10 protein-coding genes and 1 other annotated feature are annotated in these 12,509 nt (G+C 41.8%); of the genes, 2 read left to right on the forward strand and 8 right to left on the reverse strand.

The window, feature by feature from the left end; all coding sequences use genetic code 11:
* Positions 1–77 precede the first annotated feature (77 nt).
* The 8 genes from ACESPO_RS02515 to celB form a co-directional block, all read right to left on the reverse strand.
* The gene (locus tag ACESPO_RS02515; RefSeq protein WP_009262533.1) at positions 78–851 is read right to left on the reverse strand and encodes an ABC transporter ATP-binding protein; all 774 of its coding nucleotides are present in this window, start codon (positions 849–851) and stop codon (positions 78–80) included.
* Complete coding sequence (locus ACESPO_RS02520) at positions 844–1,725, reverse strand: ABC transporter permease (protein ID WP_009262534.1); 882 nt, start codon at positions 1,723–1,725, stop codon at positions 844–846. Before ACESPO_RS02520 ends, ACESPO_RS02515 begins: the two co-directional genes overlap by 8 nt.
* A gap of 27 nt (positions 1,726–1,752) precedes the next feature.
* Positions 1,753–2,772, reverse strand: coding sequence for an ABC transporter substrate-binding protein (locus ACESPO_RS02525; RefSeq protein ID WP_270458166.1), 1,020 nt, complete (start codon positions 2,770–2,772; stop codon positions 1,753–1,755).
* Positions 2,773–3,133: 361 nt separating this feature from the next.
* Positions 3,134–3,383 (reverse strand) — a binding site (T-box leader).
* 109 nt (positions 3,384–3,492) lie between these two features.
* On the reverse strand, positions 3,493–4,941 hold the full coding sequence (locus tag ACESPO_RS02530; RefSeq protein ID WP_270458170.1) for an ABC transporter substrate-binding protein: 1,449 nt from the start codon (positions 4,939–4,941) through the stop codon (positions 3,493–3,495).
* A gap of 20 nt (positions 4,942–4,961) precedes the next feature.
* On the reverse strand, positions 4,962–5,765 hold the full coding sequence (locus tag ACESPO_RS02535; protein ID WP_009262538.1) for a carbohydrate ABC transporter permease: 804 nt from the start codon (positions 5,763–5,765) through the stop codon (positions 4,962–4,964).
* Entirely contained in the window at positions 5,759–6,652 is an 894-nt protein-coding gene (locus ACESPO_RS02540; RefSeq protein ID WP_016439081.1) for a carbohydrate ABC transporter permease, read from the reverse strand. Before ACESPO_RS02540 ends, ACESPO_RS02535 begins: the two co-directional genes overlap by 7 nt.
* 36 nt (positions 6,653–6,688) lie before the next feature.
* On the reverse strand, positions 6,689–8,569 hold the full coding sequence (locus ACESPO_RS02545; RefSeq protein ID WP_499788428.1) for a DUF4838 domain-containing protein: 1,881 nt from the start codon (positions 8,567–8,569) through the stop codon (positions 6,689–6,691).
* Positions 8,569–9,849 (reverse strand): PTS cellobiose transporter subunit IIC, encoded by a 1,281-nt coding sequence (celB, locus tag ACESPO_RS02550; protein WP_120091527.1) that lies wholly within the window; start codon positions 9,847–9,849, stop codon positions 8,569–8,571. Before celB ends, ACESPO_RS02545 begins: the two co-directional genes overlap by 1 nt.
* 271 nt (positions 9,850–10,120) lie before the next feature.
* Between celB and ACESPO_RS02555 the strand changes: the two genes are divergently transcribed.
* Together ACESPO_RS02555 and ACESPO_RS02560 are read left to right on the forward strand one after the other, a co-directional pair.
* Positions 10,121–11,326 carry an ROK family protein gene (locus ACESPO_RS02555; protein ID WP_120091525.1) on the forward strand — a complete coding sequence of 402 codons (1,206 nt, stop codon included), beginning with the start codon at positions 10,121–10,123 and terminating at the stop codon, positions 11,324–11,326.
* Positions 11,327–11,346: 20 nt separating this feature from the next.
* The gene (locus tag ACESPO_RS02560) at positions 11,347–12,426 is read left to right on the forward strand and encodes a M42 family metallopeptidase (protein WP_499788429.1); all 1,080 of its coding nucleotides are present in this window, start codon (positions 11,347–11,349) and stop codon (positions 12,424–12,426) included.
* Positions 12,427–12,509: the final 83 nt, after the last annotated feature.

The raw sequence follows: 12,509 nt of genomic DNA on the forward strand, positions 1-12,509 counted from the left end.
TTCGTTTCCGTTCTTCTAAATTTTGTGAAAAATAAGGATGGACATTGCTGTTCCATCCTTATGTTCTCTCTTCTATTTTAGTTGCCGCACTCAATGCTGATTTCATTAAACAACTTTAAAATTTCTTCCACACTTGTCTGCTGCTTTTCTTTGCCTGACCGATCCATTATGATCTCTCCCTGATGCATCATCAAGAGCCGATTCCCATACTCTACAGCATAGCGAAGATTGTGTGTCACCATGATCGCTGTCAATTGTTTCTTTTTCACAATTTCATCTGTCAGCTCCATGATCCGCTCTGCCGTCTTTGGATCCAGCGCCGCTGTATGTTCATCGAGAATCAGAAGATCCACCGGTGTCATCGTAGCCATCAAAAGAGCCATTGCCTGTCTTTGTCCGCCGGACAATGCTCCCACTTTTGTCTCCAACTTTTCTTCCAGACCAAGTCTTAAGGAAGATAATAGTTCCCGATAATAGGAAATCTGTTTTTTGTTGATTCCTCTTGCAAATCCATAACGTTTTCCTTTGTGATCCGCTATCGCCATGTTTTCAAGAATCGTCATCCCCGGGCAAGTACCAAATGCAGGATTCTGATACACTCTTCCAATCTTCTGATTTCTCCTATACTCCTTTTCCTTTGTGATGTCTTTCCCGTTCATGCAGATTTGCCCTGCTTCCGGCAGGATACTGCCACAGATCAGATTTAGAAGAGAGGTTTTCCCTGACCCATTACTTCCAATCACAGAAACAAAATCCCCCCGATCTATTTTCATTCCAAAATCTTCAAATAAACACATTTCATGAACCGTCCCAGGATTATAGTATTTATAAATATGATTTAATTCAAGCATTTCCTTTCACCTTCCTTTTTCTCTCCGTACTGATCAACAAAATCACAAGAAACAGCACTGCTGTGATCAATTTCATGTCTCTTGGTTCAAAGTTTTTAATTGCAATACCGACACACAACTTGTAAATCACCGCTCCGAAAAAGACAGTGGTAGTTGTTTTCAGAAAGGAAAGCTTACGAAACAGGCTCGTTCCGATGATCACACTGGCAAGCCCGATGACCATCGCCCCAGTTCCCATAGAAATTTCAAAAACCCTCTCCTCCTGACAGAATACACATCCCGCAAGTGCCACAAGACCATTGGCAATCGCAAGTCCGATGATTTTCACATTTCCTGCATCTTTTGCAAGAGAAGTGACTAACTTGTCGTTGTCACCTGCCGCCCGCAGAAGAAATCCTGACTTTGTTCCCAAATAAAGATCCAACAATAATTTTGCCCCAACCGCAATAACAAAGATCAGTGCCAGTGTGGCATAGTTTCTAAATGTTCCCGGAAACATCCTATCGATCAGATCATTTTTAAAAATGGTTTTCTGAGAAAACAGTGGGACATTTGCAGTCCCGGCAATCCGTAAGTTTACCGTCCACAGAGCTGTCATCATAATGATCCCAGCCAGAAGATCTCTGACCTTTCCTTTCACATGAATCAATCCAGTGAGCATTCCTGCCAGCGCTCCTGCCAGAAATGCCAGAAGCAGTGCCAGAAATGGGGACATTCCCTTTGTGATCAGCGCAGCTCCTACCGCTCCGCCGAGCGGAAAACTTCCATCTACAGTTAAGTCTGGAAAATCCAGTATTTTATAAGTAATATAGACACCAAGAGCAAGTATTCCATAGATGAAACCCTGCTCCATTGTTGTTATGATCAAGCTCATTTTCCTGCCTTCCTTTCCTCATATCCTTTATTCGCATATCTCAGCGTTTTCCAAAAGTTCCTCTCCAAAAGAGATCCCCAGTTGTTCTGCCACTGCAGTATTCAAATAAAGATTTCCTCCTGAAATCTCTTCATATTCCAATTCCGATGCCTTTGCCTCTCCTGTCAGTATCTTTGCTGCCATTTTCCCAGTCTGCTTTCCAAGTTCCACATAGTCAAGTCCTTCTGCCGCCAGACATCCAAGCTTGACCTGCTCAATTTCGCTTCCAAATACTGGAATCTCTGCTTCTTTTGCTCGTTCAAGAATCGTCGGAAGGGAATTTACTACCGTGTTATCTGTCAGATTAGTCAGACAATCTACCTTTCCTACTAATGCTTCTGCTGCCATCGCAATTTCCGATGTATTGCTGACACCTGCTGTCACAATCTCAAATCCATAATCTTCTGCATAGTTTTCATATACCCGAATTGCGGACAAAGAGTTTACTTCGCTTGTCGTATAGAGAATCCCGATTTTTTTCGCTTCTGGAAGAATCTGACGAATCATTTCAAGCTGATCCTTGATCGGAAGTCTGTCACTTGTCCCGGTCACTTCCCCTGCCGGCTTTTTATCTTTTCCTGCCAACTCTGCCGTTTCTGGATCTGTCACCGCCGTATAGATGACTGGAATCTCTGTATCCATCGCCGCATTAAATGCAGTCTGTGCACTTGGGGTTGCGATTGCACAGATCAGATCCATCTGATCTGCCACAAACCGATCCGCAATCTGACTTGCAGTGCCCATATCCGCCGCTGCATTTTTCACTTCGATGTTTAGATTTTTCCCTTCTTCCAACCCTTCTTCTTTTAATCCTTCCAAAAACCCTTCCCTGCAGTTATCAAGAGAGGCATGCTCCGCAAACTGTGAAATACCGATACGATAGATTTGCTCTCCTTGCTCGTTCTTTGCTTCCTGCTTGCTTCCACAGCCTGTGATCGCTGCAATCGCTAGCACAGCTGCCAGACTTCCTGTTAATTTTCCTACCTTCTTACTCATTCTTCTCATCATCTTTCTCTGCTCCTTTTCCTTTTTTAATTATGCTGATATCCACTTGCCAGGCAGATAACTATGATGTTAGCAAAGATTAGACAATTCGGATTGTGAGCACTTCGAGGCTTCGCCTCTCAGTCGCGGGCAGCCCGCGAATATTTTTCCAGGAACGCTCTCTTTTGTGCGAGCACAACGAGCGCCTTCCTATGCTTCACATTTCGCAATGGGATCGTGAGCACTTCGAGGCTTCGCCTCTCAGTCGCGGGCAGCCCGCGAATATTTTTCCAGTAATGCTCTCTTTTGTGCAAGCACAACGAGCGCCTTCCTGGAAAAATGCTCACGATCCTTGCCAACACGAAAAAAACCGCCTCAAGCTCTTGCTTGAGACGGTAATAATAGGTATTATTATCGCGGTACCACTCAAATTGACACGTACTGTCCTCTTTCTCATGTACTAACATACACTCCTGATTGATAACGGGTTCGGTTCCCGACGTACCATACTCTCCTACTGATTTCAGGCCGCCCTCGAAAGTCCATTCAATCATCAACTTCATATGGCAATCGCACCTCCTGCCACTCTCTGGGATGTCGTTTGATAACCTACTCCTCTTTCTCAACGGTTTAAAAAGTTATTTTTTATTAATTTATTACAGAAATATAAATTTGTCAATACTTTTTACATCTTTTCAAAACATTTTTATTTTTCTGTCTAAAGCAATTCCAAAAGGAACTTCTCTACCTTCCGTCCTTATAATTAAAATCTGACAAAGAGATATCCTTCTGTTTCTTCACGGTTTCTACGGATCGTTCTAGGTTCTCCTGCATCTGACTCGCGTAGTTTTTCAATTCTTTTTTGTAAATCTCTTTTCCAGAAAAAATAGAAGAGGCAATGTCACCAAAATCCGGAACAACCGGCTGGATCATACTGTAAACCAGCTCGATATTGCCGTTTTCTGCCACCGGATTCGGAACAGCAATGCTCTGTTCCATCGCATATTGATAATAACGTCTCATATGTTCATTCTCAATATCTTTTTCTCCGAGATCCCCTCGCACAGACACAAATCCTCCCTGCGCCATCAGTTTTTTCTGATATTCATAAGAATAGAGATATTTTAAATATTCTGCCGCAACATCCGGGTGTTTACTGTTCGCTGAAATTCCCATCCATCCCTTTGTAAATGGACGCAGTAGTTTCCCATCCGGAAGTTTTTCATTCACCGGAACTTTCATCACTCCGAAATCCAAATCCGGATTATCCTTCTCCCAAACTGGAATGCACCATGCTCCCTGCACAAGAAATGCTGCCTTGCCTTCTCCAAACAGCTTTCTTGCCTCCGGCGCTGTCAACGATGCTGTATCCGGATGAAAACATCCTTTTTCATACAATTCTTGATAGAGGTCAAACGCTTGAACCACTTCAGAATCTGCAAATGTTGTCTGCTCTTCCTGTAAAAATACTTGTCCTGCCGGTCCTAATTTTGCTCCTCCTACTTCTGAAAATGCACGAAGCTCAATATCCATACGGTTTTTCTGTGCACCGCTTGCAACCATGCCGTAATACTTGCCATCTCCATTTTCCGTAACCTGCTCGCAGACTTGTCGAAACTCCTCCCAGGTTACTTTCTCCGGATCAATCTCTGCTCCCACTTCTTCCAAGAGAGCCCGGTTATAAAATAAAAGTGCACTCGGAATGTCTACCGCTTCTGGAAGAAGATAGACATCTTCCCCTTTCATTGTAACATTTTCACATAGAAATTCCGGCTGGATCTGCGCAAAGAAATCTTCTTCCAAATATAGATTCATCGGAAGAAACCATCCCTCACTGACTGCCGTGGAAAACGTAACCGTAGACGGTAATGGAAATAAGTCCGGAGCATCTCCTGCCCGAATTCCGGACAGCATCGTTTCATTAAACTGCGCCTGTGTCAGCGTCGTATAATTTACAGTGACATTTGGATGATCCTTCATAAACTGCTCATTCAATTTTTCTCTGGCATCTTTCGTACTGTCACTCCAGTCGACGATATTCAATACGACTTTTTCATCTTCCGGTGTCTTAATTTTTTCAAACTCTGCTTTCTGACTGCTGCTCCCCGCTTCCGGACTTACGACTTTTACTCCACCACAGCCAGTCATACCTATCAATGCTCCTGCCAACAGCACTGCAATTCTTTTTCTCATATGGCATCCCTTTCTTTCCGCTATTCTTTGACTGCCCCTGAAATTCCCTGGATAAAATATTTTTGGAATGTTACAAATAACAATAGCATCGGAAGAATGGTAATACAAGCTCCCGCTGCAATACTTCCCCACTCCACAATATTTTCTCCCTGGAAAGAATACAGACCGACAGAAAGTGTACGGATTTTCGGCTGATTCACAGACAAAATAAGTGGATACAGGAAAGAGTTCCATGTCCAGATTGATTGCGTGATCACTACGGTTCCGATCACCGGTCCCGCAAGCGGAAACATGATTCGGAAAAACACATCAAATTCACTCGCCCCTTCCAGCACTGCAGATTCTTCCAGCGCTTTTGGGATCGACTGAAAGAATTTTGAAAACAACAAAATAAAAATTACATGTCCACCACCGACTTCTGCCAAAATCAGCCCAATCAAAGAACTCTCGCAATGGAGCATCCGCAAAATCTGATACACCGGGATTGTAAAAAAGATTGTCGGGATTCCCATAGAAATCATCATCACCGTATAAATAATCTTTTTTGCCCGGAACTCAAAACAGCCCATAATATATCCCGCAAGCGCTGTAACTGCAAGAATCACAACAACCGAAACAACCGTCACAATCACAGTGTTCAGAAAATATCGGGAAAATTCCGCCTGCTCCCATGCATTTTGAAAATTTTGAAAGGTAGCACGATTGTCTGCAAACAACTCCAAAAAGGAATTCGTATTTTTACTGCTGAATGCGATCAACAACATCAGCAGGAATGGTGCAAGCCAGATTGCTGTGCTTACAAATAATAAAATTTTCTTTAACATGCCTCTTTTCCTTCTTTCCACTTCTTTTGAAAGAATCGTATCAATCCACTGCACAAAATCAAAAATACAAGACACATCACGACTGCCGCACTTGCATAACTAAGTCTCGGCGCTCCAAACGAACTGGAAAATGCTGTCCTGTAAATATAAGTCGATATCATATCTGTCGAAAAATAAGGGCCTCCACTCGTCAATGTCTGTATGATATCAAACATTTTCAAGGCATTTAAAAATGCCACGGAAGTAACCGTAAAGATGACCGGCTTCATTGTCGGGATCAAAATGTAGCGGACAAACGCCGGTTCACTGGCTCCATCTACCTTAGATGCTTCAATTACTGCCGGAGATACCATCTGAAATCCTGCCATCCAGTAAATAAATAATGTCCCTGTCTCTTTCCATACAGATACAAGGATAATCATTAAAAATGCCCACTTAGGTTCTGTCAGCCATTCAATCTTCTCAAGACCAACACCGCTGATGACCGTATTGACAAATCCATCATAGCTGAAAATACTTTTCATCAGAATACCAATCGTAGCAGAAGTTGCTACGATTGGCATGATAAATACTAGGCGGACCATTTTTTTCTTTTTAAATGTATTATACTCTACAAGATAAGCAAGGAAGAACGATACTGTTACCTGAAAAAAAGTTCCTGCCACTGCATACAATACACTGTTTTTCACTGCGTTCCAAAACAAACCATCTCCCAGGACTTCTACATAATTGTCCAGCCCTACAAAATTTGCCGTTTTTGTAATTCCATTCCAATTCAACATGGAATAAAACAGATTTAGGAGCAATGGATATAACTGAAATACTGCATACAGAAAAAGTAGTGGCAGCAAAAATGTTACAATGATTTTTTTATGGTCTCTTTTCATATTCGCTCACCTTATCACAAAAGGACTTTTGTCCTTTTACAACTTGAATCCTGCATAATTCTTGGCTACCTCGATGACACGGTACACATCCAGGTTTTGTTGGAATGCCATTTCATTTCTGCGAATGAAGTCAAGTACATCTCTCCACATACGCTGTGCTTCTGTATGTTTTCCTGCACTGATCAAACGGAGTGCCTCTGCCATCTTCATCGCATATTCTCTGTGGTATCCTAACTGTTTCCACTCCTGCTTTTGAAGACCATCTCTTTTGGCTATATTTGCCTCGATCACCGGAAGCATCTCCTCTGCGAGATTTACACACACTTCATATCTTGCTGACAGAACTGGATTTAATCTCTCACCGATTGCGTTGAAATAATCGCAGGAAGAATATGCAGAAAGATTTTCCAGATAAGTGATCACTTCTTTCCAATTTTCTCCGTACATGCTGCTGAAGTATTCTTCCTTGAGCTCTTCGTAATCGCGTGTATTGTTCCAGAGCATCTGTCCCATAACATAGTTCGGGAAGTTATGCGGAAATCCTGCCCGAAGTTCCTGACAGCTGATATATCCGTTTAACTGCAAGTTTTTCAGGAAATGAATATCGCGGTAGATCACATGACTGATCTTCATGTAACCAAGGTCTCCATAATGTGCTCTTCCAAGCGGATAATCATATACAAAGCTGTCTCCGTCAAACATCTTCTTCCATGCAAAAAGATAAGAAAGATTCTCTTCCAATGAATTCGGAAGCACAATCTGATTTCTTACATATGCCTTCGGTTCCGGAACATCTGTTTCGTAATTGACATCTTCATAACTCATTTCAAATGTACGCGTGATCGGCGCAAACATCATTGTAAATCTCTCTGGATTTTTGAGTTTTTCTTTCTCTGGCGCAAACAACAGTTCATGGTACAACAAGAAACAAATCTTTGTATCCAGACCTTCTTTCGTCAGCGCTTCATCCAGCTGATTTAAAATGCGGACATACTGATCTGATGGAAGATCCTTTTGACAGTGCTCACATTCACAGATATTATTTCTCGCATCGGAAAGCCATACATGCAGATAATCTACATCTCTTCTTTCTTTTGCATAATTGACGATCAGTTCTACCATCTTGTTTCCGACTTCCGGATTTGCAAAGTCAAGACTTGTCAAGATCGGCGCTGTATCAAACAGCTCTCTTTTTCCATTTAATTCTGCCACAAGATGTTTTTTCTCTTCCGGAAGGGTAAGACCTGATTCCCATCCATACTTTGAAGAATATCCGAGCACTTCCCCAGTCCATCCATGACCTACACGATGATGCACAATTCCTCTGACCTTCATCTCCTGATCGATCCGATCGCTCATCTCCTGAGCAATTTCTGTATTGAACGGTTCTTTTTCTGCATATGGATTAAATTCATGTTCATACCATCTCTTAAAGAATGAGTATGGATTTTCAAACTGGATAAAGAACGTATTCATTCCAATCTTCGGAAGCCAGTCGATAAAATCTCTCAGATTCTCATAAGAATCTGCTCCTTCAATGCAGACTCCTCTGTGTCGGAAACTTGCTGTCTCCTCAATAGAGATTTCCTTTTCTGCCCAGTCGTTTTCGGAAAGAACTTGGAAGAATTCATTCTTTCTGCCCGGACGAAGATATCTCACGCCAAATTCATGGAAAAGACGATACACGGCAATCAGTACTCCCACTTGAGAATCTGCCTGAATCTTCCCCTTTCCTCCGTGGAGTTCGATACAGATATGATCCATATCTGTATCTTCTTTTTCCACGATCACTTTCAGATCTGCATCTTGCTCGGATGCTTTTTCTGCCTGCATTTGTAATACTGCCTCAAAATAATGCTGCATCTCTGCATGCAGAAATTCCTGCTCTTCTGTCTGATACCAAATTTTTATACTCATTAGTTTGCACCTTCTTTTTCTTTCAATAAGTTTCTCTTATCTGCCGCTTTGAAGAACGGGTAATAGATAACAAAGGACACAATCACAAGCACGATCTGTAATACCGCACCTCTCCAGCTTCCTGTCGCTAAAAATCCTCCGATGATCGGTGGTGTTGTCCAAGGAAGTGTTACACCTGTTGTATAAGGAACAAGGTTTGTCAGCATCGCTACATATGTAATTACTGCATTGACAACTGGTGTCAGTACAAACGGAATCAACATGATTGGGTTTAATACTGTTGGGAAGGTAAATAAAATTGCTGTGTTAATATTAAATAACGCTGGAATACCAGATACTTTTCCAAGTGTTTTGTATTCTTTGCTCTTGCTAAAAAACATCAGGCAAAGTGCCAGACCGATTGTCGCACCGCCCCCTCCAATATACACAAACAGATCCATAAACGGCGCTGTTACGATATTTGGAAGAACTTCTCCTGCTGCCTGAGCGATACGGTTTGCATCTGCATACTGGATCCAAAGAGGATTCATAACTGCTCCGACTACCTGTCCACCATTGACACCACAGAACCAGAACAGAGAATTTAATAATACTGCAACGAATGTTCCCGGCAATGTACTTGCAATCAATCCTAATGGTTTTCCTACTACAATAGAAAGAATTGCATTTAAACTTCCAAGTCCTGTCGCTTCAATTACTTTTAATACAACTGCAAAAAATGTTAAAATTACGATTCCCGGAATCAATGCAGAAAATGATTTACTTACTACATCCGGAACACCTGCCGGCATTTTAATCGCAATATTCTTTTGGATAAACCAGCGATAAATTTCCGCTGAGATCATAGCTACAACAATTGCTGCAAAAATTCCTTTTCCACCTAACATCCCATAAGGAATTCCAAGTGCTCCGTCTTCTGCTGCCAATGGCGGTGTCATCAGAAGAAATGCTCCCAACGAAATTACACCTGCTGACGGACCGTCAGTTCCATACGATTCTGACAGACGATACGCGATTCCAAATGCTGTTACAAGCGCCATCAAGCCGAATGAGTTATTTGCCATCGTGTTTAAAAGAACATCCAGATTCCAATGAGAATGCAGCCATGCGATCCATGCCTGTATCGGGAAATCTTTTATCAAAACAAAGAATGATCCCAATAATACCAATGGCATTGCCATCATAATTCCCTCTCTCAGAGCTTTTAAATGTCTCTGTTTTCCAATCCGCTCTCCGAGCGGAGCGAGTTTTCCCTCTAAAAATGCTAAAATACGATTCATAGCAACCTCCGTTTTTATTTATTTTTTATAAATATATATTATACTATTCGACAGCATTTGTAAAGTTTTATTTTATTTTTTATAAATAAAATTCTTTTTTTGTCTAATTTACCACGAAATTAGCATTTTTATCCACTCTTTTTTTAGATTACAGTGATTTCTTATGGCAAAAACTTCCTTTGCGTGATAAAATAGAAACAAATCACATCGATATGACAGTCATTTTATCTTACTTATTTATTTTCGATAAAGAAAGGATTGTATTTTATTTATGTATAAAAAGAAATCAGATGTTTACAGTCAGCATGTCTCTTCTGTTTTGGAATTTATTTACCGAAAACAGAAAACCTCACGAATCGAAATCGCTAACGCAACCGGTCTGACTCCCGCGTTGATGACAGAGATTACCGGAGACCTTAAAAGCCAGAATTTAATCATCGAAATCGGTGACGAGATCAGCAACGCAACCGGCTCCGGCAGAAAGCGGAAGCTTCTTACTTTAAATGCTTCTGCAGGATATCTGATCGGGATTGAACTAAATATGAGAGGAATCTTTTTCGTGATAACAGATCTCTCTGGAAAGGTGATCACAGAAGCTCACGAAACTTTTTCGTCCTACGATGTCAATAATATCAATTCAGAAATTGTTCTACAGTTGAATCTGTTGCTCAAAAAAGTGGATCCTTCGAAAATATTCGGAGCGGGGATTGCCATTCCAGGACATTTCGATTATGACTCACAGACGATCATCTCCAACAATCCTCTTTGGAAAGCGTTTAATTTAAAAGAAATTTCAGTATATTTTCCATTCCCATTCATCGTCAACAACAATGTAGAATGTATGTCTCTCGGAGAATATCTGTTTCAAGCTAAAAATTCTCCGGACAAGTTTTTGTTCTATCATATCGGTCATGGTCTGTTTTGCTCTTTTTTCAATGCAGAGCAGTTGGGGATCAAAAACAACTATTATATTGGTGAAGTCGGTCACACGGTTGTAGATATCAATGGTCCTCTCTGTGAATGTGGCAAACGCGGATGCCTTCAGACTTATATTTCCGAATCATGGCTGATCAAAAATGCGAGATTTCTGTTTCACCAGTCTTCTTCCAGCATTTTCAGAAGCCTTGTAGATAACGCGGAGGCAATCGACATCGATACAGTGATCAAAGCCTATGAACTCGGCGATCCTTATTTTAACACGCAGATTGACCTCGGTATCCGCCTTTTAAGTGTATCCGTCGCAAACACTCTGATCATTCAAGACATCGATAAAATATACTTAAACAGCAGGCTGTTCCGGCACGATTCCTTCCAAAATCAGCTGACCGCTCTGATTCAGGAACAATTAAATTTTATCCCTACCAAACGGAATATAGAAATTGAAATCACTCAATTCGATGATTATCGCGGAGCAATCGGCGCCTGCGCGCTTGCTTCTTTTGCATTTTTAATCAAGAATAAACATTTTGATATTTAATAGAGAAAGAGGGGTTCACTATGAGAACAAAAGAAGAAAACATATGTCTCATCCAGGCACTTAGCAATGCAAACGGCGTATCCGGCTTTGAGGATGAAGTTGCAGAACTTGGTCAAAAAGAGACCGAGGCATACTGCAATGTAACGATCGACTCCTTAAGAAATACTTACATGAGCCTGAAAAATAACCGTAAGCAATCTTGTAAGGTCTGGATCGATGCACACAGCGATGAAGTCGGGTATATCGTGCAGGCGATCAAACCCAATGGTACTATGAATTTCCTCACAATCGGAGGAAGTGATATTTCCAGTCTCCCATCAAATAAAGTACGCGTGCAGACTGCCAAAGGAGAGTATATTCCCGGGATCATTACAAGCAAACCTCCTCATTTTGTCAACGCTGCAGAAAAAAATCAAGGGCGGATACTTTCAGATCTCGCTATCGATGTTGGTGCTGTAAGCGCGCAGGATTTGAAAGAAAACTTTCAGATCCGTATGGCTGCTCCGGTTGTCCCGGACGTGACATGCACCTATGATGAAACGCACGATTTATTTATAGGAAAAGCGTTTGACTGCCGGATTGGATGCGCCGCTCTGATTGAAACACTGAACCAGTTAAGTACGGAAATGCTGGATGTAGATGTAGAGGCAACTCTGACCGTGCAAGAGGAGGTGGGAGAAAGAGGCTCTATGGCTGCTGTCGATAACATCGATGCCGACGTGTGCATTGTATTTGAGGGATGTCCGGCAGATGATACCTTTTCTCCTGACTATCTGATCCAGGCAGCACTCCGAAAAGGTCCAATGCTTCGCCACTTTGATTGTTCGATGATCACAAATCCTCGTTTCCAGCGGTTTGCTCTGGATCTTGGGGAAGAACTCGGTATTCCAGTGCAGGAATCTGTCCGCAGTGGCGGAGGTACAAATGGAAAATACATCCATGCTTCCCGCCACGGTGTCCCAACCATCGTGATTGGCATTCCTGTCCGTTATATCCACAGTCATCATGGAATCTGCACACTCGAAGATTACGAAAATGCGGTAAAACTCGCCGTGGAAATTGTCAAACGGCTCAACGAAGAAACAATCAAAAGTTTTTAATCCAAAATCGGGTAGGAGGTAAATAATTATTTTATTTACCGTCCTCCCACACCACCGTACATACGGTTCCGTATACGGCGGTT

Origin of the sequence: Coprococcus sp. HPP0074, from assembly GCF_964238105.1 — a bacterium.
In the GTDB taxonomy this organism is placed as follows: domain Bacteria; phylum Bacillota; class Clostridia; order Lachnospirales; family Lachnospiraceae; genus Faecalimonas; species Faecalimonas umbilicata.

What these genes read in the sequence shown, in the direction of transcription:
- ACESPO_RS02515 (WP_009262533.1), bottom strand. Translation starts at nt 851, where the DNA reads ATGCTTGAATTAAATCATATTTATAAATACTATAATCCTGGGACGGTT.
- ACESPO_RS02520 (WP_009262534.1), bottom strand. Translation starts at nt 1,725, where the DNA reads ATGAGCTTGATCATAACAACAATGGAGCAGGGTTTCATCTATGGAATA.
- ACESPO_RS02525 (WP_270458166.1), bottom strand. Translation starts at nt 2,772, where the DNA reads ATGATGAGAAGAATGAGTAAGAAGGTAGGAAAATTAACAGGAAGTCTG.
- ACESPO_RS02530 (WP_270458170.1), bottom strand. Translation starts at nt 4,941, where the DNA reads ATGAGAAAAAGAATTGCAGTGCTGTTGGCAGGAGCATTGATAGGTATG.
- ACESPO_RS02535 (WP_009262538.1), bottom strand. Translation starts at nt 5,765, where the DNA reads ATGTTAAAGAAAATTTTATTATTTGTAAGCACAGCAATCTGGCTTGCA.
- ACESPO_RS02540 (WP_016439081.1), bottom strand. Translation starts at nt 6,652, where the DNA reads ATGAAAAGAGACCATAAAAAAATCATTGTAACATTTTTGCTGCCACTA.
- ACESPO_RS02545 (WP_499788428.1), bottom strand. Translation starts at nt 8,569, where the DNA reads ATGAGTATAAAAATTTGGTATCAGACAGAAGAGCAGGAATTTCTGCAT.
- celB (WP_120091527.1), bottom strand. Translation starts at nt 9,849, where the DNA reads ATGAATCGTATTTTAGCATTTTTAGAGGGAAAACTCGCTCCGCTCGGA.
- ACESPO_RS02555 (WP_120091525.1), top strand. Translation starts at nt 10,121, where the DNA reads ATGTATAAAAAGAAATCAGATGTTTACAGTCAGCATGTCTCTTCTGTT.
- ACESPO_RS02560 (WP_499788429.1), top strand. Translation starts at nt 11,347, where the DNA reads ATGAGAACAAAAGAAGAAAACATATGTCTCATCCAGGCACTTAGCAAT.